This window comes from Anaeromicropila herbilytica, from assembly GCF_016591975.1.
Classification (GTDB): domain Bacteria; phylum Bacillota; class Clostridia; order Lachnospirales; family Lachnospiraceae; genus Anaeromicropila; species Anaeromicropila herbilytica.
Window position 1 is genome coordinate 3,131,483 of record NZ_AP024169.1, and the last position, 21,589, is coordinate 3,153,071.

General features: G+C 32.0%; 18 protein-coding genes. 2 read left to right on the forward strand and 16 right to left on the reverse strand.

Going from position 1 to position 21,589, the window contains the following annotated elements:
* Window positions 1-252 precede the first annotated feature (252 nt).
* Window positions 253-930 carry a YczE/YyaS/YitT family protein gene (locus bsdtb5_RS13570; RefSeq protein WP_271712519.1) on the forward strand — a complete coding sequence of 226 codons (678 nt, stop codon included), beginning with the start codon at window positions 253-255 and terminating at the stop codon, window positions 928-930.
* Window positions 931-1,066: 136 nt separating this feature from the next.
* Here the strand turns inward: bsdtb5_RS13570 and bsdtb5_RS13575 are convergent, their stop codons facing one another.
* The 7 genes from bsdtb5_RS13575 to bsdtb5_RS13605 all read right to left on the reverse strand — a co-directional run bounded on the left by bsdtb5_RS13575 (window position 1,067) and on the right by bsdtb5_RS13605 (window position 9,294).
* A complete protein-coding gene (locus bsdtb5_RS13575; RefSeq protein WP_271712520.1) occupies window positions 1,067-2,239 on the reverse strand; it encodes a SpoIIE family protein phosphatase in 1,173 nt (390 codons plus the stop codon).
* The gene (locus bsdtb5_RS13580; RefSeq protein ID WP_271712521.1) at window positions 2,236-3,966 is read right to left on the reverse strand and encodes a [Fe-Fe] hydrogenase large subunit C-terminal domain-containing protein; all 1,731 of its coding nucleotides are present in this window, start codon (window positions 3,964-3,966) and stop codon (window positions 2,236-2,238) included. Before bsdtb5_RS13580 ends, bsdtb5_RS13575 begins: the two co-directional genes overlap by 4 nt.
* The gene (locus bsdtb5_RS13585; protein WP_271712522.1) at window positions 3,963-4,205 is read right to left on the reverse strand and encodes a (2Fe-2S) ferredoxin domain-containing protein; all 243 of its coding nucleotides are present in this window, start codon (window positions 4,203-4,205) and stop codon (window positions 3,963-3,965) included. The genes bsdtb5_RS13580 and bsdtb5_RS13585 overlap by 4 nt, the downstream gene beginning before the upstream one ends.
* A gap of 30 nt (window positions 4,206-4,235) precedes the next feature.
* Entirely contained in the window at window positions 4,236-5,996 is a 1,761-nt protein-coding gene (locus tag bsdtb5_RS13590) for an NADH-dependent [FeFe] hydrogenase, group A6 (RefSeq protein ID WP_271712523.1), read from the reverse strand.
* A 21-nt stretch (window positions 5,997-6,017) separates the two neighbouring features.
* Window positions 6,018-7,745, reverse strand: a complete 1,728-nt coding sequence (locus tag bsdtb5_RS13595) for an NADH-ubiquinone oxidoreductase-F iron-sulfur binding region domain-containing protein (RefSeq protein WP_271716107.1) — start codon at window positions 7,743-7,745, stop codon at window positions 6,018-6,020.
* A gap of 169 nt (window positions 7,746-7,914) precedes the next feature.
* Window positions 7,915-8,394 carry an NADH-quinone oxidoreductase subunit NuoE gene (nuoE, locus tag bsdtb5_RS13600; protein ID WP_271712524.1) on the reverse strand — a complete coding sequence of 160 codons (480 nt, stop codon included), beginning with the start codon at window positions 8,392-8,394 and terminating at the stop codon, window positions 7,915-7,917.
* A 339-nt stretch (window positions 8,395-8,733) separates the two neighbouring features.
* On the reverse strand, window positions 8,734-9,294 hold the full coding sequence (locus tag bsdtb5_RS13605; RefSeq protein WP_271712525.1) for an Ig-like domain-containing protein: 561 nt from the start codon (window positions 9,292-9,294) through the stop codon (window positions 8,734-8,736).
* A gap of 282 nt (window positions 9,295-9,576) precedes the next feature.
* Here bsdtb5_RS13605 and bsdtb5_RS13610 point away from each other — a divergent pair, with 282 nt between their 5' ends.
* Window positions 9,577-10,605, forward strand: a complete 1,029-nt coding sequence (locus bsdtb5_RS13610) for a 3-deoxy-7-phosphoheptulonate synthase (protein ID WP_271712526.1) — start codon at window positions 9,577-9,579, stop codon at window positions 10,603-10,605.
* A gap of 129 nt (window positions 10,606-10,734) precedes the next feature.
* Here bsdtb5_RS13610 and xerD read toward each other — a convergent pair whose 3' ends face one another.
* The 9 genes from xerD to ftsY all read right to left on the reverse strand — a co-directional run bounded on the left by xerD (window position 10,735) and on the right by ftsY (window position 21,585).
* Window positions 10,735-11,619, reverse strand: coding sequence for a site-specific tyrosine recombinase XerD (gene xerD / locus bsdtb5_RS13615; RefSeq protein ID WP_271712527.1), 885 nt, complete (start codon window positions 11,617-11,619; stop codon window positions 10,735-10,737).
* Between the two features lie 165 nt (window positions 11,620-11,784).
* Window positions 11,785-12,447, reverse strand: a complete 663-nt coding sequence (locus tag bsdtb5_RS13620; protein ID WP_271712528.1) for a stage II sporulation protein M — start codon at window positions 12,445-12,447, stop codon at window positions 11,785-11,787.
* 30 nt (window positions 12,448-12,477) lie between these two features.
* The gene (locus tag bsdtb5_RS13625) at window positions 12,478-13,011 is read right to left on the reverse strand and encodes an NUDIX hydrolase (protein ID WP_271712529.1); all 534 of its coding nucleotides are present in this window, start codon (window positions 13,009-13,011) and stop codon (window positions 12,478-12,480) included.
* A 196-nt stretch (window positions 13,012-13,207) separates the two neighbouring features.
* Window positions 13,208-14,407, reverse strand: coding sequence for a pyridoxal phosphate-dependent aminotransferase (locus tag bsdtb5_RS13630; RefSeq protein ID WP_271712530.1), 1,200 nt, complete (start codon window positions 14,405-14,407; stop codon window positions 13,208-13,210).
* 433 nt (window positions 14,408-14,840) lie between these two features.
* The gene (gene rny, locus bsdtb5_RS13635) at window positions 14,841-16,394 is read right to left on the reverse strand and encodes a ribonuclease Y (protein ID WP_271712531.1); all 1,554 of its coding nucleotides are present in this window, start codon (window positions 16,392-16,394) and stop codon (window positions 14,841-14,843) included.
* 238 nt (window positions 16,395-16,632) lie between these two features.
* Window positions 16,633-17,223, reverse strand: coding sequence for a regulatory protein RecX (locus bsdtb5_RS13640; protein WP_271712532.1), 591 nt, complete (start codon window positions 17,221-17,223; stop codon window positions 16,633-16,635).
* 269 nt (window positions 17,224-17,492) lie between these two features.
* Complete coding sequence (gene recA / locus bsdtb5_RS13645; protein ID WP_271712533.1) at window positions 17,493-18,545, reverse strand: recombinase RecA; 1,053 nt, start codon at window positions 18,543-18,545, stop codon at window positions 17,493-17,495.
* Window positions 18,546-19,335: 790 nt separating this feature from the next.
* Entirely contained in the window at window positions 19,336-20,556 is a 1,221-nt protein-coding gene (ilvA, locus tag bsdtb5_RS13650) for a threonine ammonia-lyase (RefSeq protein ID WP_271712534.1), read from the reverse strand.
* A 78-nt stretch (window positions 20,557-20,634) separates the two neighbouring features.
* The gene (ftsY, locus tag bsdtb5_RS13655) at window positions 20,635-21,585 is read right to left on the reverse strand and encodes a signal recognition particle-docking protein FtsY (protein WP_271712535.1); all 951 of its coding nucleotides are present in this window, start codon (window positions 21,583-21,585) and stop codon (window positions 20,635-20,637) included.
* Window positions 21,586-21,589: the final 4 nt, after the last annotated feature.

Below are 21,589 nucleotides of genomic sequence, written 5' to 3' on the forward strand. Positions count from 1 at the left end.
TATACTTTTATTCCTTATTTGTAAAATATTTTTATCAATTTTATTATTTGATTATTGATTTTTTTCGGTACCATCCATTTCTTAACACTCTTTCTAATGATTTTGGATGAATATTATTAAGTATGATGTTTTTTGATGTTTTTTGATTATTTTTGACTTTTTCACTTGATTTCATTTATAAACTTTGTTATTCTTAATTGAACAACATCTGTATATGCTTATGTTGTATTTTTATTTTTAGGAGTGTCAAAAATGAGTAACATAAAATTACTAATTAAAAAATTAATTATCTTCTTTTTAGGAGTGTGGATTATTCAAACCGGTGTTGTAGTTTTTATTAATACTGCTATTGGGTCAGATCCTTTTACTGTATTTACATTAGGCATATCAAAAGTAATAGGTATAACAGTAGGTAGAGGAAATCAACTAATTACTTTTGTTTTACTATTACTTATCATATTTGCTTTACGTAAAATCAAAGAGATTAATATCGGAACCATTATTGCCCTAGTATTCGCGGGTATATTTATGAACATGATGGTTACTGTATTGGAACCTTTACACCTATCGAGTCTAAATATAATTATTAAAATAATTCTTTTATGTTTAAGTTGTGTCATCATAGCAATTGGATTCTCTATGGAGAAAGCTACTAATCTTGGTGTTGCACCTAATGATCTATTCATTTTACTTTTCACAGAAAAAGTTAATATCGAGTATCGTTGGGTACGTATTGGATTCGACTTGTCTTTTATGATTATTGGTTTGTTATTATATGGAATAGACAGTTTTGGTGTAACTGTTGGTATTGGTACAGTTATTAACGCATTAATCCAAGGACCAATTATCCAATTTTTTATGCCAAGAGTTGAGAAATTCTTAAGTCCAATGTTAAGTAATGAAAATATTTCAGAAGCAGTGCATGAATAATTAACTATCTATGATTATTTACTCTATTTATTAAAAACAAAATAACCGCGATTTAAAAGGAGCTGAATTATAATTCGGCTCCTTTTAACAATGTTTATCACTATAGAAATCTCTAAATAAGGAAATGGAACTAAGATCAAAAATAAAAAGTCTCAACTTCTTTTCCCATCTTTTTTAAAGTATCTTTCAATTGCTCAACTAAATTCATACGAATACTTAAGTCAAAAGGTAGGTTCGGGTTCTGATGTGCTTCGTTCATCGCCTTTCCAACATATAAGGTGATGTTCGTACATTCTTCAATAAGTACCTTGGCAATTTTTGAAGCTCCATTTTCTAAGTCTAATTTTTGAAAAAATGTATAATCAATATCGTTACTTAAATATGTCTTAAGAAGTGATAACGTTCTACTCAATGTAAGAACTCCCTCTGTGACAAGATCGATTCCTTCAATCTTTGCCATTGGTGGCAGTGAAGGATCGGTATATATTAAAGATGTCCTAATTTCTTTATCTAATACACGCGCTATTATATTAGCACTCGTTCCTCCACATACTATCTTTTTAGCGCTTCCTTTCATAAATTGACTCACTAATTTTTCATCACTATCCTTATTCACGGGTGGTCCAGTAAATAAATGAACTTCTTTTACAGGTATTACCCTAGCTACTGCAATGGTTGTATCATCACCTGGTATCTGCATATATAGATCATCACATGCTTTACTTAGCATACTTGCAAGTCTAGAAGCTGATAAGGTAGATTTGGTTGATTTTAGAGTGTATTCTGCCATACTATCCCATGTCCAACCAAAATTAAGAACCTTTCCTACTCCTGCATGAATCACGCCATCACTCATAAGTACAAAGCAATCATTTAATAAGACATCAAAATGATATTCTTTTATGACTTTATTTTCGATAAGTCGTTCCACAAACGGTATCTTTACTATTTTTCCATCTCGTATAAAAACACAACTCGGATTATCAAACTCCACCAAATAAGCTTTTTTATTTTTAAATATTTGTAATATGCTAAAGGTTGAATAGGCAACTTTTCGCACTTGGCATACAGGTAAAGTTTTAACAATTGTTTCTACACACTCATCAATTGTAGCACCACCGAGTAACATTGTTCCTAATATTTTAGAAGTTAGTGTAGCTAGAATATTAGCTTTTACACCACTCCCCATACCGTCAGCCAAGATAATAATATCCGAATCCTCTGTTTTTAAAATTTCAACTTTGTCTCCACATAGTTCTTCCTGGTACTTATTAAGGCTTTTATAGCAGACATCAACACTTACCTTCATACCTTTTCCTCGCCATCAAATAGAATCGTATCTCTAAGCTTTGTAAGCGTAACTTTTGTCTCCGCAGTTGTTTCTCCTAATAAACCAGCAATCTGTTGAGCCACCATCATTTGCTTATCAATAACTTTTTGTGCCATCTCAATTGTTTCAACTTTTACTTTATATGCCTGTTTATTCTTTTCTTCTTCCTTCGTGATATCTTTAAAAACTCCCATTACTCCATTCTGATCATTTAAATACACGATGCTTTGTAATGTAGTAGTTTTATATTGTTCGTAGCTCACTTTTTTATTCATTATATTTTTCTGACTCTCTAATACTTCAATAAAGTCTATTGGATCAATCAGATCATACAGATATAAAGAAAGTGCCTCCTTACGTTTTTTATGGAAGACTCTTTCTGCTGCTTCATTAAATTCACATATTTTTAATTCGGAATCAACAACAATAATCATATTTGGAATTGTTGACAATACCACATTTGCTAAGGATCTTGCTTTTTCATGCATATAAGGCATACACATTGTTATTTCTGCCTTACCTTTAAATACTGCGATTGCTTTATCTCTACAAGTTGCATATCCACACGCACTACAATTAAGTTCATCTTCTTTATTCATTTTACCAATTTTCTTTAATATCTTCTTTATTTCTTCTTCACTTGGTTCTACTTCGATTGGTGCACGACTTTTAAATATTTTTTCAAAAAATTCTTTATCTTGAAATTTAACTAAATTACTCTTCTTCACTGGAAGTTTTTTTATTCGCTCTTGCATTTCTAATTTTATTTTATATGTAGACAATGCTTTACTATCAATAGCTGACCCTTTAATACAGCCACCTTCACAAATATTTGCCTCAATAAAACAACCGTGTATCTCACCTTTTTTCATACTATCAAATAGTTCAATACAACTCTTTATTCCATGTACATAGAATTTCTTATATGAATTGTTGTCGTTGCTTGATGCTATTACTGATGATATTACTCCACTACTAATGGGATATAAACGATTGATCATTGGATCCTTATTGTTCGGGAGCATTGGAGTGCATTGCTTTATTACAATATTTTCTTCTTCTAACCATTTTTCGACTTCGGAGAAAAAAATAACTGCATCGATATACCCTCTTGTACGTATATCATTTAATGCTTCTCTTTTTTTGGCAATACAAGGTCCTAAAAATACAATCTTTGCTTCTTCTTCGATCGAATGCTTAATCATCTTACCATGTGCAATCATTGGTGATACAACTGGTGCTAAAAAAGGAATTAACTCCGGATAATAGATTTCTACTAGATCATTCACACTAGGGCATGAAGTTGTTATGATATTATCCATTGTGCTATCATTTAATAATTTTTCATATTCATTCGTCACATATGCAGCACCTTCTGCAGTCTCTCTCACCTCAGCGAATCCTAATTGTAGTAATGCAGATACTACTTGTCCAGGATCATCATATTCAAACACGCCAAGATAAGCAGGTGCAATAGAGAGAATAACTCTCTTTCCCTCTTTTATGTACTTTTTTACCATATCTATATCACTAATTACCGTCTTAGCATTTTGCGGGCATGCCTTAAGACAATGCCCGCATAAAATACACTGATCATTCATAATCTGTGCTTGTTCTTCTTTTACTGATATCGCTTTTAGTTCACATATTCTCACGCATTTATAACAGTTTTTACATTTGGCTTCCTTAAATCCAATAATATTCATCGCAAGCCTCCTAACACCTCTTTATTAAAGAATTCTTCTACATTATCTGGTTTAAGGGAGTATAATGTTCCATTCATTGTCACGCATACACCTTTCATACATTCACCCATGCAAAAACTACCATTTAATTCTATATCATCTTCTAAATGATGCTCTTTTATTAGGGATTCTAAGCTTTCTATTATCTGTCTAGAACCTTTTAAATGGCATGAACTTCCGACACATATTGTAATGAACATGATACCCCTCCACCAAATAATTTTGTTATATTAATATTTTTCTTGCTTTTTAAAATGTGTATGCAAATCTCGATGAGCTAGTTCACTATTTGGTTCTTGATAATAATTTTTATACAATTCTTGTATTGCTTCATTTTCATGGGACTTTCTGATTCTTTCAGAATGATCAATCTCATAAATAGCTTTTGTTCTCTTCTCTAGAATTGTATCATCTCCATGCAAATAAGGTTGACCGCCACCACCAATACATCCACCTGGGCATGCCATTACTTCAACTACATGAAGGTTTTCTTTATTACCATTCTTAATTTCTTCCATTATTGTTCTGGCATTTCCTAAGCCATGTACAACTGCTGCATTTACTTCAATTCCTGCTATTGTAACAGTAGCTTTCTTAACTCCTTGGAATCCTCTTAATGGAACAAATTCTAACTTTTTAAGTTCCTTTTTCTCAAGCGTTTCATAAACGGTACGTAAAGCAGCTTCTAATACTCCACCAGTAACTCCAAAGATAACGGCAGCTCCTGTACCTTCACCAAGTGGATCATCATAATTAGAATCTTCCAAACTATTAAAATCTATATTTGCCATTTTAATTAATCTTGCAGCTTCTCTTGTTGTTAAAACATAATCAACATCTGGATTATCTTTTACACGTAGGGAATCACGCACTGCTTCTAATTTCTTAGCAGTACAAGGCATAATAGATACAACTACCATATTCTCTCGATCAATATCCAGCTTTTCTGCAAAATAATTCTTCGCTACTGCGCCAAACATTCCTTGAGGTGATTTTGCTGTTGATGGCAAATGAAGTTGATCTGGATACTGTGTTTCCATAAAGTTAATCCAGCCAGGACAACAAGAAGTTAGAATAGGTAGATCTGCTTTCTTATTCTCAATATAATCGGTTAATCTACCAATTAATTCTGTTCCCTCTTCCATAATGGTCAAGTCAGCTGAGAAATTAGTATCAAAAACATAGTCTGCGCCAAGTCTCTTCAATGCAGTAACCATTTTATTAGTAACAATCGTTCCTGGTTCTAAACCAAATTCCTCTCCAATAGCAACCCTAGTTGCAGGTGCTGTCTGAAATACAACTGTCTTATTGGGATCTTTCAGCGCCCTAATTACTTTTGCTGTATCATCTGTTTCCATTAATGCTCCAGTTGGACAAACTGCTACACATTGTCCACAACCAACGCATACTGTATTTTCTAATTCTTCTTCAAAAGCAGTTGCAACATATGCTTCAAATCCACGATTCACCCCTGATAATGCGCCTACCTTTTGAACCTTATTACACATTTCTTCGCAACGTCTACACATAATACATTTTGACATATCACGTTCAATAGCGATTCCCTTCATCAGTGGATGTACTGATTTTGAAGTTCCGCTTAAATGTATTCTTCTTATTCCTAACTCATTTGCCAATTCTTGTAATCTACAGTCTGTTGACTTATTGCAAGTCAGACAATCCTGTGGATGGTCTGATATCATTAATTCAACAATAGCTTTTCTTGCTTCTAAAGCTCTCATAGAATTAGTTTTAATAACCATATTGTCCATTACAGGAGTAGCGCAAGCTGGACAAAGATTTCTTCTACCTTCAACTTCAACAACACATACCCTACAAGTTGCAGGTTTACATGTAAAATCCGTTGTTTCTAAATGCATATAACATAAAGTAGGAATATTAATTCCTAATTGTTTTGCCGCCTCTAAAATAGTACTTGTTTTTGGAACTGATACACTTCTTCCATCTATTGTAACATTCACATTCTCCACGAAAGATTCCTTCCTTTCCTATTATTCCATTGAGATAGCGCCAAATTTGCACTTTTCCATACAAGCGCCGCATTTAACACATTTCATCAAATCAATCATATGTGCTTCTTTTACTTTACCAATAATTGCTCCATTTGGACATACTCTAGAACATAACGTACAACCCTTACATTGATTTGCATCAATCTTATAGGAAAGGAGCTTTCTACAAGATTTTGATGGACATTTCTTATCTGTTACATGAGCTAAATATTCATCATAAAATGCATCAAGTGTTGACAAGATAGGATTTGGAGCAGTCTGACCCAATCCGCAAAGTGCAGTATCCTTTATTACCTGACTTAGATTTTTAAGTTCATCAAGATGTTCAAGAGTTCCCTTTCCTTCACATATCATTTCTAATAGTTCAAGCAATCTAGTAGTTCCGATACGACAAGGGGTACATTTGCCACAAGATTCTTCTTTCGTAAATTCTAGATAGAATTTGGCTACTGCTGGCATACAACTATCTTCATCCATAACAATCATACCACCAGATCCCATCATAGAACCTTTCGCAATAAGATTGTCAAAATCAATTGGAGTATCCAAATCTTTTTCTGTTAAACAGCCACCAGATGGTCCACCTGTTTGAACAGCTTTGAATTTTTTACCGTTTTTAATTCCGCCACCAATATCAAATATTACTTCTCTTAATGTAGTACCCATTGGAACTTCAATTAAACCAACGTTATTAATCTTTCCTGCCAATGCAAATACTTTTGTACCAGCGGACTTCTCAGTACCAATACTCTTATACCATTCAGCCCCATTTAATATAATCTTTGGAATATTAGCAAAGGTTTCTACATTATTTACATTCGTTGGCTTTCCAAAGAATCCACTCTCTGCTGGGAATGGTGGCTTCGTTGTTGGCTCTCCACGACTTCCTTCCATTGAATGAATAAGTGCGGTCTCCTCACCACATACGAATGCTCCTGCACCAAATGTAATCTCGATATCAAAATTAAAGTCAGTTCCTAGTATATGCTTACCTAATAAGCCATATTCTCTAGCTGACATAATTGCATTATTTAATCTCTTAATCGCAAGTGGATATTCTGCTCGAATATAAACTCGTCCTTTCGAAGCGCCAATTGCGTAACCACAGATGGCCATAGCTTCAACTACTGAATGAGGGTCTCCCTCTAAGATGGAACGATCCATGAAAGCACCTGGGTCACCTTCATCAGCATTACATACAACGTATTTAACATCTGCATCATATCTGCTTGCAATCTCCCACTTCAATCCAGTAGGGAAACCTGCACCTCCACGTCCTCTTAAGCCAGATTCCTTTACGATATCAATTACATCTTTCGTGGATTTTTCTGTCAGACATTTTGCTAATGCTTGATATCCATCTTCCCTAATATATTCTTCTATTTCTCCTGGATTAATAAACCCACAATTCTTCAACGCGATTCTTTGTTGCTTTTTATAGAAATCCATATGTTTAGAATCTGGTACTACTTCATTTGTTGTCTGATTACGATATAATAACCTAGTTACCTTTTCCCCATTAATAACATGCTCTGTTATCAATTCTTTTGCATCTTCTGGTTTCACTTCGATGTAGAATGTATTATCTGGTAAGAATTTTACTATTGGACCCTTTTCACAAAATCCAAAACAGCCAGTCTTAACGACCTTTACTCTATCTTCCAAATTATTATTTTTAATTTCTTCTCTTAGGTTATTAACAATCATATCTGAATCCTGTGATTTACATCCCGTACCTCCACATACTAATATATGGATATCATGTACTACTTCTTTTTCTTTCGCTTCTTTTTGTAATTGAACTAATTCATCAAAAGATTTTATTTTTCCCATATTCGCTCCAATCTGCTCTGAAAGCAAAATATACTTATTTTCCTTATCCTTCATATTCAGCAATAATATCTTTAACCATCTCTTTGGTTACTCTTCCGTAAACCTTGCTGTCAACCATGACTACTGGTGCAAGTCCACATGCACCAACACATCGAAGCGCGTCTAATGTAAATTTTCCGTCTTTTGTTGTTTGATTGCATTCTATTCCTAATTGACTTTTAAATTCTTCTAAAACAGTTTCCGCTCCTCTTACATAACATGCTGTCCCCATACAAACAGATATTGTATGTTCCCCCTTTGGTTCCATATTAAAGAATGAATAAAATGTAACTACACCATATACTTTTGCTGCAGGAACACCAAGCTTTTTAGCAACAAAATGTTGTACTTCTTTTGGCAGATAACCAAATATCTCTTGCGCCTTATGAAGTACTTTAATTAATTCCCCTTCTTTCTCAGGTAATGAATCAATGAATTTCTCCAACTGTTCATACTTTTCTTTTGCTAATTCTGTTTCTTCCATGTGAAGAACACCTCCGTAATCTATAAATTTTAGTAATTGTTTGGATTAACCAAAAAACAGTTAAAATATAGTATTATGTTAGCAATTCTAGTAATTATAAGTCATTTCGTAGTCATTTCTCAGTTATTTCCATTTTAACATATTATGCCAGATTATAAAAGCGTACAAGCAAAAATAACTGACTAAATAATATGTTCAATAATTATATTTTATCACAGCTTTTTGCAATCTATCAATTAGAATTTGTAAAAATTATACTAGTAATTTTATGAAATACTACTATAGTTTTCATATTTAATATAAAATTTATTCATTAATAAATAAAAGAAATGTAATAACTTAATATACAATAACAACACAAGTCAACTTTTTTCCTTTCACTCTAGCCTTAATTATAGCTTTTCCTCTTTTCTTAGCGGTAACTTTACCACGCAGGTTAACAGAAGCTACGAATGGATTACTACTTGACCATCTAACTCTACTTCGAATTCCCCATATCTTTAAAACTTCCGTTTTCTTCGACCTGATGATGATGGAAGATTTATTGATACGAATAACACGCACCCTACATTTTAATACTCTTCTTTCTATCTTAACCTTTATAATAGCAGTTCCAACACGTTTTGCTTTTAGAATACCATTAATACTTACATTACATACTTTAAAGTCGGTCGACCAATAGGTAGCTTTTTTATTTATTCTATAAACTCTTAAACGAAATGTTTCTCCAGGAGTTAATATTACATCTTCACTATTTAATTTTGATGTAAAAGGAGAAAATAAGCTTGTTCTGAAATAAAGTGAGGTATGAGGGTAGATTAATGATATAATTAAGATAATTAACATGACATAAAAGATAATTCTCGTAATAAATTGAAATAAACGTTGATTAAATTCCATTGTTCACCGCCATTATACTATTAGATTCAATAATTGAGTTCTAGAAATAGCATTATTATACTAATTTATTACAATCATATGTTTATAAAAAGAAGAATATGATTACCGGACCATATGTCCATAATTCATAATTATTGTCATTTTATTGGATAGACATATTTTATAAGGGAATAAATACACTGATATTTTTATCACTTTATCACTTTAAATCATTGACTTATCTATTGAATAGATATATAATATGTACCATAACCTAAACTGAATGATAAAGGAGTAACGCTTATGAGTTTTAAATACGTACAAGAAGTAATGTCTCCAGAAGAATTATTAAAACAATTTCCTCTACCAGCTGAACATAAACTTCAAAAAGAAAAACGAGACTTAGAAATAAAGAATGTATTAACAGGTGAATCTGATAAATTTTTAGTTATTATCGGACCATGTTCTGCCGATCATGAAGATTCTGTGTGTGATTATATCTCACGTCTTGCTAAAGTGCAAGACAAAGTTGCTGATAAATTAATATTAATTCCTAGAATTTATACTAATAAACCACGTACGACTGGAGAAGGTTACAAAGGAATCAGTCACCAACCTGATCCAGAAAAAGATCCAGATCTATTAGAAGGTCTTATTGCCATGAGAAAAATGCATCTTAGAGCAATTGCAGAAACTGGCTTAACTGCTGCAGATGAGATGCTATATCCTGAAAATTGGCCTTATGTAGAAGATATCTTATCCTATGTTGCAGTTGGTGCTAGGTCTGTAGAAGATCAACAACACCGTTTAACTATTAGCGGAATGGATGTTGCGGCTGGAATGAAGAATCCTACTAGTGGTGATCTATCGGTTATGCTGAATGCTTGTGTTGCTGCTCAAGCTAGTCATACTTTTCTATATAGAGGCTTTGAAGTAGAGACTTCTGGTAATCCTCTCGCACACACGATTCTAAGAGGTGCCGTTAACAAACACGGTAATTGCAATGCAAATTATCACTACGAAGATTTACAATTACTTCTAGAATTGTATACTCAAAGAGATTTGGCTAATCCTGCAGCAATCATTGATGCGAATCATGCCAATTCCAATAAACGCTTCGATGAACAACCTAGAATTGTCAAGGAAGTTCTTCATAGTAGACGAGTATCTAACGATATAGCAAGGCTAGTAAAAGGTGTTATGATTGAAAGCTATATTGAAGGTGGTGCTCAAAAAATTAGTGATCATATCTATGGTAAATCAATTACCGATCCTTGCCTTGGATGGAAAGAATCCGAAGAATTATTATATACAATTGCAGAAAGTGTTTAATATATAGATAAATTTTTACACTTTCCGTATCCTATATATCTCCTGATCTATTTACCAACATGAAAATATATGAAATCCAAATATAAAAGCTACATTAAGATTCCTTAAATGATCTTAATGTAGCTTATTCTATGCCCTAGGATGGGTACTCACATATACATCTCGAACTTTTCGATTGGAAGTACACATATAGATCTGCGCTGTTGAAATATCAGAATATCCTAGCATCTCTTGCACTGCTTTTATATCTGCTCCACCTGCAATTAAATGCGCTGCGAAGGAATGTCTTAACATTCTAGGAGTTAATTCCCCATCTATTCCTACTTCTTTTGCATATTTTTTAAGTAGTTTCCAGAAACCTTGTCTACTCATTGGTTGACCAGATCGATTAGTAAATAAATACTCTGTACTCAATTCACAGATCAGCTCTTCTCTCGCATTATTCATGTAATCAGATAAGGCTTTTTTAGCAATCACTCCAAATGGAATAATTCTTTCTTTGACATCACTTCTACATATTATATAATTACTTCTTAAATTAACATCCTGTAACTTAAGGCCAATCAGTTCTGATACACGAATACCCGTAGCATAAAGTAATTCCAGCATTGCTTTATCACGCATTCCTTTTTTATTATCCGTAGCTGGAAGTTCCAATAATCTATTTACCTGTTCTATTGTTAGAATTTCAGGCATTTTTTTATCTATTTTAGGAGACTTTATTCTCTCTGTTGGATCATTAGTAACGAATTGATTTTTCAATAAAAATAGCATAAATGCTTTCATAGCAGCAATGTTTCTTGATACTGTTGAAGCTGCCATACCTTCTTTTTCTAAATACAATATGTAAGAATTTAAACTTGTTTCATTAACCTGTTCATAAGATTGAATCCCTTGGTTTTGCAAATATTGATTTAATTTTGTTAAATCTCTGCGATAAGACACAACCGTATTATTAGATGATTTCTTCACCTCACGCAGATAGGTTATAAATTGTTCAAGTTCAAGTTCCATGTGTAATTTCCTCCAAGTGTAACTATTAGTAAATAAAAAACTCCGTTAAAAACAAGTATTTATATATTATAGTTACATTGTATTGGAAAATCAAATGTAAATTTTCATTAATTTTTAAGTGAAATTTTGGATAGTGTGACAAAATTCTATATATTTTATCAAACTTTATAATAAATTACTCACTTTTTGTATAAAATATGTATTTAAATATGTTTCCAAAATACATCCTAAAAACAATATAACACCTAAGATTAAAACAATTGGAAGCTGTTTTATTGCATACTGTAATTTACTTTTCATACCTTTATTAGTGCTATGATTCATCCCTCTGCATATTTCGTATCCTTTCCACAAAGTAATGATGTATACAGGAATATAGATAATATACTGTGGGAATAAATAGGTTAGGAATAATAAGATTCCTTTCATTCCATATTGCATTGTAGTAATCGCAATAATAAATCCCGCACAAAATCCATGATAAAATATAAATAGTGTCATAAAAGGGATACCTAATATCGTAACGTTAAATAACCATATCAGAAAATATTTCTTATAATTATTGATAAGTACATATTTTAGTAAATTGATATAATTTATATTCAACGTTCCAATTTTACTAATATCGATATTATCACTTAACGCTGTATTATTTAGATATACCCCTTTAAAAATATTTGCAAAAAGAGTACCTATAATCACTCCAAAAATTAATAAAAAAATAGCAATACTTTTTACATCTAAGCGAAATATCTTACCCTTCATTCTTAAATCAACTCCAATCTGCCTTTGTACTTTATTTCTCTTAATTAGTACATACTCTATCATATGATTGGAGTCCTTTAAAAATGCTAATTACTATAATCCCATTTTTGTTTTATAGGCTAATATTGCAGAAATTGTCTTTGCATCATCAATTTCACCATCAAAAATAAACTTCACTAATTCTTCTAAGGTATATCGTTCTATTGTTACAAACTCATCTTCGTCTAAATTTTGATTCGATGGTACTAATTCATTCGTATAATAGATTCCTATTCGCTCATTACAAAATGCAACTGTAGTATATAGGTCAATCAGATGTTCAACTTTAGTAGATTTGTAACCAGTTTCTTCTTCCAATTCTCTCATTGCACAAGTCTTCATATCTTCCCCTGGATTTAAACCACCTGCAGGAATCTCGAGTGACCACTTTTCTATAGCATTACGATATTGTCGAACCATTATGATCTTTCCATCCTCATCAACAGGAACAATAGCTGCTGCTCCTTTATGTTCTATAAAATCCCATTTCGCTATATTTTTATTTGGTAACTCAATATGATCTTCATAAAAAGTAATGATTTGTCCTTTGTGTATTAATTCTCTTTTTAAACGTTTATATTTGTCCATTTTTTACCCAATCCTTTCATTTTTGAATATCCTATTCACAATGTGATTAACATTCAACATTTTATTATTATACAATTTGAAAATCAAACTACTGAAAAAGGAATATATCTTTCTATTATGATAACTCTTTCATTATCATGAAGCAAGATATATTCCTTTTCTATATATAAAGTAAGTACTTAATTTTTGATATATATTATTTTAATTGGTTGAGAAAGTCTTCAATACGATCCAATCCTTTTTTAATCTTTTCTATTGATATCGCATATGAAAGTCGAATATGATTCTCAAATCCAAAATCCGCACAAGGAATGACTGCAACATTAAAATCTTCAATCAAGATTGCTCCTAATTTCTCTGTAGTCTGTATCTTTGAACCTTTATATTCTTTCTCCAATACTTCACTTACATCAATAAACTGATAGAAAGCACCTTCTGGTTCCAATGTATGAAGAAGTGGCATATTACACACCCTATCATACATATACTCTCTTCTTTTATTAAATTCCTCTTTCATCGTTGCTATGGTATCTTGATTACCAAGTAATGCTTCAACCGTTGCCTTTTGTGCTATAGAATTAGGATTCGATGTTTGATGACTTTGTACACTACCCATAAGCTTTGCGATCTCAACGCTTGATCCGGTATATCCAATTCTCCAACCTGTCATAGCATAACTTTTAGCGACACCGCTACATGTTATGGTTCTTTTATATATTTCGTCATTTAATGAGGCAATACTAACATGTTCTTTATCACCATAGATAAGATTTTCATACATTTCATCAGCAACAACATAGATATCTTTACGAATGACAACCTCTGCAATTGCTTCTAATTCTTCTCTTAAATATACCATTCCGGTAGGATTGTTTGGTGTATTCAAAACTAATGCTTTAGTCTTATCAGTACAAGCTTCTTCGATTTGCTTAGCACTTACTTTATAACCTTGTTCTTTGCCTCCTTTAATAAATACAGGAACACCATTCGAAAGTCTAACAATCTCAGGATAGCTAAGCCAATAAGGTGCAGGTATAATTACTTCATCCAAAGGATTTAAAATTGCTGTAAAAATATTAGTTAGAGAATGTTTTCCGCCATTACTTATCACAACTTGATTTGTATTATATTCTATATGGTTAAATTCTTTGAATTTTTTGCAAACAGCCTTTTTCAATTCTTCAATTCCTGATGCAGGAGTATATTTTGTAAATCCTTCATTAATAGCTTTTATGGCTGCTTGATTAATATTGTCTGGAGTATTAAAATCAGGCTCACCAGCGCCAAATCCAACAACATCAATACCCTTTGCCTTTAATTCATTTGCTTTTGCAGTAATTGCTAATGTTGATGAAGGTTTTACTTCACTTGCTTTCTTCGATAATGTTAACGACATCGTCTGCACCTACCTTAATAATTTTCTTCTATTTTAATATATCATATGCAATTTTGCAAGTTATTCTTATGGTAACTTCTTACTTTTATTGTTTTTTTTACTAAACGTACTATTTAAGGGGTGTCCATCATAGAAACGACATTATTTTTGCAAGTCCTCTGCATATATAATTCATTTTTATATTAATACTATCTATTATTTTTTCTTATCATATTTCTAATTATTATTAATAAGTAAAAAAATATTATACTGTCAAAATGAAACAATCATTATAATCTTTTGCTAGCTATGAAATAAGGTAAAAAACTTACAAAATAAACTTATTAATTATGCTCAAATCTATAATAACGTTAATAAAATATAATAAAATTAAAAAAAAGCGATGCAAAACTAATTTCTTAGTTTTACATCACTTTGTAATGCAATTTTTTCGTTATTTTGCGTAATCTATGACTCTTGATTCTCTTATAACATTTACCTTAATCTGACCTGGATATTCCAATTCAGATTCAATTTGTTTTGATAAGTCTCTAGCAAGTAAAATCATATCAGCATCATTGATTTGTTCTGGTACAACCATAACTCGTATTTCTCTACCAGCTTGTATTGCAAAGGACTTATCTACCCCTTTAAAGCCATTTGTAATATCTTCTAATTGTTTCAATCTGTTTGTGTAAGTTTCTAACGTTTCTCTTCTCGCACCAGGTCTTGCAGCAGATATTGTATCAGCTGCTTGAACAATACAAGCGATTAACGTTTCAGGTTCAGCATCTCCATGATGAGATTCTACTGCATTAATAACAATAGGAGATTCTTTGTACTTTCTACATAAATCTACACCTATTTGAACATGAGAACCTTCCATTTCGTGGTCAACTGATTTACCTATGTCATGTAATAATCCGGCTCTTTTCGCCATTCTTACATCAACACCAATCTCACCAGCTAAAAGCCCAGATAAATGTGCAACTTCGATTGAATGCTTTAAAGTATTTTGTCCATAACTTGTTCTAAACTTCATCTTTCCAAGTAAGCGGACTAGTTCAGGATGAATACCATGAACTCCTACTTCTAATAGTGCGGCTTCGCCTTCTTCACGAATCATAACTTCAACTTCTTTTTGAGCCTTTTCCACCATCTCTTCAATTCTTGCTGGATGTATTCTTCCATCAATAATTAATTTTTCAAGTGCAATTCTAGCTACTTCTCTTCTCATTGGATCAAATCCGGATAGGATTACTGCTTCTGGAGTATCATCAATAATTAAATCTACCCCAGTCATGGTTTCTAAAGTACGAATATTACGTCCTTCCCTACCAATAATTCTTCCCTTCATCTCATCATTAGGAAGTTGAACAACTGAAATTGTAGTTTCTGCAACGTGGTCAGCTGCGCATTTTTGAATCGCTGTTACAACATATTCTTTCGCTTTTTTGTCAGCCTCTTCTTTTGCTTTGTTTTCAAGTTCCTTTACTAACATTGCCGTTTCATGTTTAACTTCATCTTCAACAGTTTTTAAAAGATAATCTTTCGCTTGTTCGGAGGTAAATCCAGAAATTTTTTCTAACTCCTGTAATTGCTTGCTATGAAAGTCTTCCACTTCTGATTTTAATCTGTCTAGTTCATTTTCTTTCAAAGTAAGCTTAGATTCTTTCTTCTCAAGTGCTTCAGTCTTTCTATCAAGAGTTTCTTCTTTAGATAGAACACGCTTTTCATAACGTTGTAATTCACTTCGACGTTCCTTTGTTTCCTTCTCGATCTCATTCTTAGTCTTTAAAGACTCTTCCTTCGCTTCGAGTAGGGCTTCTCTTTTCTTAGTTTCCGCTGACTTAATAGCTTCATCTATGATTTCTCTTGCCTTGTCTTCTGCACTACCTATTTTAGCCTCAACAACTTTAATACGGTAGGAAGTTGCAATTTTCCAAGCGACAGGAGCTGTTATAACAAAAGTAACAATAAATGTGATTACTAAAGTTAATATATCCACAGGAGCACCTCCTTTATTTAGTTTTCATTGTACAAACATACAACATATAAATTTTATACTGTTTTTACTAGTATGTCAAGTATACTAGCAACAAATTTATGCATTATGTCATAAATTTAGTTAAAAATTCATTTTTTTACATCAAATTAATAATAAATATATATATTATTTGAATATTACACTAATAAATTTCAAAATTGTATTTAATCATTTTAGTATCATATTATTTCACACTAAATTAAGATAAATATTTTCTTATATCTTCACTTCGAAATCCCTTTCGATAAAGAGATGCAGCTAATTTTTGTTTTTCTATTTGTGTAAGCGACTCTATATCATTTGTCTTTTTAGCAATAGCTCTTTTAATTGCACTATCATCATTTTCTAACTCATCTTCCAACGCTGCTTCTATAATTGATTTTTCTATGCCCTTATTATGTAATTCCATTTGTATCTGTCTCTTACTCTTTGCATCCTTCTTCGAACGAACATAATTGTAAGCATATCTCTCATCGTCAATATAATGATAGGATTTAATATACTCAATTATAACATCAATTAACTTTTCAGCATAATCCCCTTGTTTTAATTTTTGACGTAATTCATTCTCTGTACGATCCATAAATTTTAAGATAGCTAGTGCTTTTTGTTTACCACGTCTTAATACTGTATCCGTTATTATCTCTTCATAAAGTTCCTGTGTCATATCGAGCCCTTCTTCTAACTTATACTTGCGTATATCCGTACTATATAACAAAAAACTATATTCATATTCTATATACACTTTATACTTCTTCTTATCAATTGCTTCTAACTTTGTAATTATCATTATCTTTCCTCTATCTACATATTTTATTGATTACTATCACAAATATTCATAAAAATTGTGACAACTACTTTATTTCGTAATGTATCTATAGTTAATTATTCATTTACTACTATAATCCATATAATAAAAAATGAAAAGGTACATTCAAATACCATCTTAAAAGATTGAATATAATATATATTCATATATCTATAAAATAGTATTGATTATTCCTTTTCACTTTTAATTTATGTCCAAGACTATGACTATTATCCAGTCTATTTTTTTATCTATTCTTCTGTTTCTTCTTTTTCTAAAGTAGTATTTGTGTTTGCTACCACACCATCTTCTAGATTATATTTCTCACGTACTTTTTTCTCAATTTCTGCAAAAATATCAGGATTTTCCTTTAAGTAAATCTTTGCATTTTCACGTCCTTGACCAATTTTAGCATCGTTGTATGCATACCAAGCACCACTTTTTATTACAATATTCTCATTAGCAGCAAGATCTAGTACATCACCTTCTCTAGAGATTCCTTGTCCAAACATAATATCAAACTCTGCTTCCTTAAAAGGTGGCGCAATCTTATTCTTAACTACCTTAATTCTAGTTCTATTACCTACGATATCTCCGCCTTGTTTTAATGCCTCAATTCTTCTTACATCAAGTCTAATTGAAGAATAGAATTTTAAAGCTCTACCACCAGTTGTTGTTTCTGGACTACCAAACATAACACCTACTTTTTCACGTAGCTGATTGATAAAGATAACAATACAATTTGACTTACTGATAACTGCTGTTAATTTACGTAGTGCTTGTGACATCAATCTTGCTTGTAAACCAACATGACTATCACCCATATCACCATCAATTTCTGCTCTTGGAACTAATGCGGCAACAGAGTCAACGATGACAATATCAACTGCTCCAGAACGTACCATTGTCTCTGTAATTTCTAATGCTTGTTCTCCGTTATCTGGTTGTGATATATATAGGTTATCAATGTCAACACCTATCTTCTTAGCATAAGCAGGATCTAATGCATGTTCTGCATCAATAAAGCCTGCTATTCCACCTCTTTTTTGAACTTCCGACACAATATGTAAGGCAACTGTTGTCTTACCACTAGATTCTGGACCATATACCTCAATAATTCTTCCCTTTGGAACTCCACCTAATCCTAACGCTATATCTAAACTAATTGAACCTGTAGGAACTGTCTCAATATTCATATGAGCGCTTGTATCACCTAACTTCATAACTGAACCTTTACCATATTGTTTTTCTATCTGTGCTAGCGCTGATTCTAACGCTTTTAATTTATTATCGTCCTTTGCCATTTATATTCTCCTTCTCTAACGAACTAATGTTCTTATCTTATATTTATAGTAATATATTTTTTTAATGTTGTCAACTCATTTTTGCTTCTCTGAATTCATGCTTTTGATTGATTTTAACTACTCTGTATTCCTATCATTATTACTTTTTCTTTATTCTTGAACCATGCTAATAGAGTTTTCTTTTATTCCAACCTCCTTATTTCCAACAAACTACATAGCTTAATAATCAATAATCTTCTTAATATATTCGGGTAAATCAATATATATATTCACCGTTTGGCTAGCAAGTGAGAAGAAAACTTAATACTACGAAATTTGAGTTATTTACTTTTTATTATTTCAGATTCCATTATTCACTATAATCAATCTACTTTCTTTACTTTATAATAATATTTATTAAGCTAATAGGATGAAATTTATAAAAATCTGTTTATCCAATCATTTCATTTTTCACTATGGGGATATATTGAAGCTTAGAATTTAAGAATGTGCTAGATAGATTTTATAAAGAGTGTAGAGTTAATTATAGAAATATTGAAATAAAAATAATTTATAATAATTATATAACACCATTTATATTTTGTAAACAGATTTACATAAATAGTAATTTTCAACTACATTAATAGCAATTTATTTACACGAATACTCTAACTGTTATTTTTTTCAATCACATAACTTAGAAAATGGCTATCGCACCATTAAAATCAAATCGTGCAATAGCCACTAATCTATGTAACTGTACCTAAAATTCTTTGTATTAAATTCTTTTTTAAGGAATTATATAAAAATACTATTGATATAAATTTTTGGGTTGGACAACTTTTGCATCATATCCATGATCACGAAGTGCTTTGACTATGGTATCTTTATGCTCATGTCCATAAGCTTCCATAGTTATACACAATTCTACAGCGCTATTACGATTCGTACTTATAAACTGATTATGATCTAATCGAATAATATTACCTTGTAATTTTGCTATAATATCAGCAACACGAACCAATTCACCAGGTCTATCTGGTAGTTGTACAGAAACTGTAAATATTCTACCACGTTGTAATAAACCATGTTGAACAATTGAAGAAACAGTGATTACATCCATATTACCGCCGCTTAATATGGAAACGACTTTTTTATCTTTACAATCTAAATGTTTTAGAGCTGCAACTGTTAATAAGCCAGAATTCTCTACAACCATTTTATGATTTTCAATCATGTCTAGGAAGCTTACAATAAGTTCATGATCTTCTACTGTAATTACTTCATCAATATTTTCTTGAATATATGAGAAAATAGTGCTTCCAGGTGTCTTAACTGCTGTACCATCTGCAATTGTATCAACAGCAGGTAACGTAACCACATGTCCAGCCTTTAGAGATTCTTGCATACAGTTTGCGCCTAATGGTTCAACACCTATGACTTTAATCTTTGGATTTAATAATTTAGCCAATGTTGATACGCCAGCAGCTAATCCGCCACCACCAATTGGAACCAAGATAATATCAACAGTAGGAAGTTCTTTGAATATCTCCATTGCAATCGTTCCCTGACCAGTTGCTACTACTTCATCATCAAATGGATGGATAAAAGTGTATCCATTTTCTTTTGCTAATTCACATGCATGTTTGTATGCTTCATCATAAACATCCCCGTGCAGTACTACATTTGCACCATAACTTTTCGTTCTGTTAACTTTAATTAGTGGGGTAGTAGTAGGCATAACAATGGTAGCTTTAGCATTATACAATTTAGCTGCATAAGCTACTCCTTGTGCATGATTACCGGCAGATGCTGTGATAAGCCCTTTATCTCTTTCTTCTTGTGATAATGTGCTAATCTTATAATAAGCTCCTCTAACTTTATATGCACCAGTAAACTGCATATTTTCCGGTTTTAAATACACCTTATTACCAGTTGATTCTGAAAAATAATCACTATACACTAAGTCTGTTTTTAATATTACTTTCTTGACGGCTTCTGTTGCTTCTTCAAATTTGTCCAATGTCATCATGTCGCTTATCTCCTTTTATTTGCTATTTTAATATGACGTTAAGTCATAGTAGTATCTCTATTAAATTTCGCAAATTGACTAAATAGTTACATCATCACCTTCGTTTGTTTTAAACAATGCATTTACAAAATCATCCGCATCAAATTTCTGTAAATCGTCGATACTTTCTCCAATTCCAATATATTTTACTGGAATACCAAGTTCTGATTGAATTGCGATAGCGATACCACCTTTAGCGGTACCATCTAATTTTGTCAAAATGATGCCTGTAACATCTGCAATTTCACTAAATTGTTTCGCCTGTGCTAACGCATTTTGTCCAGTTGTACCATCAACAACGACTAAAGTCTCTCGGTAAGCATCCTTATATTCTCGGTCAATAACACGATCAATTTTCTTAAGTTCTTCCATAAGGTTCTTTTTATTGTGTAATCTTCCTGCAGTATCGCAAATAAGTACATCTACATTTCTTGCTTTTGCTGCAGTTACCGCGTCATAAATAACAGCTGCTGGGTCTGAACCTTCTTGTTGAGCTATAATATCAACCCTAGCTCGATTTGCCCATTCTGTTAATTGTTCAATTGCTGCTGCACGAAATGTATCTGCTGCTGCAACCATAACCTTTTTATTCATATCTTTTAACTGACCAGCCAACTTGCCAACTGATGTTGTCTTACCAACACCATTTACACCAATTAATAGAACGATTGATTTTTTATCCTCAAATTCGTAAGCGGTTTCTCCAACTTTCATTTGGTCTTTGATACTGCTGATTAAGAGTTCCTTACATTCTTTTGGTTCTTTAATTTTATTTTCTTTGACTTTCGCGCGCAAATCTTCAATGATTGCAGTTGTTGTGTTGATTCCCAAATCTGCCATGATTAGAATTTCTTCTAATTCTTCATAGAAATCGTCATCAATATTTGAAAAACCACTAAAAATAGAATCGATACCAGAGACAATATTATCTCTCGTCTTAGTCAAACCAGATACTAATTTACTAAAAAAACCTTTTTTCTTTTCTCCCATATGT

What these genes read in the sequence shown, in the direction of transcription:
- bsdtb5_RS13570 (WP_271712519.1), top strand. Translation starts at nt 253, where the DNA reads ATGAGTAACATAAAATTACTAATTAAAAAATTAATTATCTTCTTTTTA.
- bsdtb5_RS13575 (WP_271712520.1), bottom strand. Translation starts at nt 2,239, where the DNA reads ATGAAGGTAAGTGTTGATGTCTGCTATAAAAGCCTTAATAAGTACCAG.
- bsdtb5_RS13580 (WP_271712521.1), bottom strand. Translation starts at nt 3,966, where the DNA reads ATGAATATTATTGGATTTAAGGAAGCCAAATGTAAAAACTGTTATAAA.
- bsdtb5_RS13585 (WP_271712522.1), bottom strand. Translation starts at nt 4,205, where the DNA reads ATGTTCATTACAATATGTGTCGGAAGTTCATGCCATTTAAAAGGTTCT.
- bsdtb5_RS13595 (WP_271716107.1), bottom strand. Translation starts at nt 7,745, where the DNA reads ATGATTGTTAATAACCTAAGAGAAGAAATTAAAAATAATAATTTGGAA.
- nuoE (WP_271712524.1), bottom strand. Translation starts at nt 8,394, where the DNA reads ATGGAAGAAACAGAATTAGCAAAAGAAAAGTATGAACAGTTGGAGAAA.
- bsdtb5_RS13605 (WP_271712525.1), bottom strand. Translation starts at nt 9,294, where the DNA reads ATGGAATTTAATCAACGTTTATTTCAATTTATTACGAGAATTATCTTT.
- bsdtb5_RS13610 (WP_271712526.1), top strand. Translation starts at nt 9,577, where the DNA reads ATGAGTTTTAAATACGTACAAGAAGTAATGTCTCCAGAAGAATTATTA.
- xerD (WP_271712527.1), bottom strand. Translation starts at nt 11,619, where the DNA reads ATGGAACTTGAACTTGAACAATTTATAACCTATCTGCGTGAGGTGAAG.
- bsdtb5_RS13620 (WP_271712528.1), bottom strand. Translation starts at nt 12,447, where the DNA reads ATGATAGAGTATGTACTAATTAAGAGAAATAAAGTACAAAGGCAGATT.
- bsdtb5_RS13625 (WP_271712529.1), bottom strand. Translation starts at nt 13,011, where the DNA reads ATGGACAAATATAAACGTTTAAAAAGAGAATTAATACACAAAGGACAA.
- bsdtb5_RS13630 (WP_271712530.1), bottom strand. Translation starts at nt 14,407, where the DNA reads ATGTCGTTAACATTATCGAAGAAAGCAAGTGAAGTAAAACCTTCATCA.
- bsdtb5_RS13640 (WP_271712532.1), bottom strand. Translation starts at nt 17,223, where the DNA reads ATGATAATTACAAAGTTAGAAGCAATTGATAAGAAGAAGTATAAAGTG.
- recA (WP_271712533.1), bottom strand. Translation starts at nt 18,545, where the DNA reads ATGGCAAAGGACGATAATAAATTAAAAGCGTTAGAATCAGCGCTAGCA.
- ilvA (WP_271712534.1), bottom strand. Translation starts at nt 20,556, where the DNA reads ATGATGACATTGGACAAATTTGAAGAAGCAACAGAAGCCGTCAAGAAA.
- ftsY (WP_271712535.1), bottom strand. Translation starts at nt 21,585, where the DNA reads ATGGGAGAAAAGAAAAAAGGTTTTTTTAGTAAATTAGTATCTGGTTTG.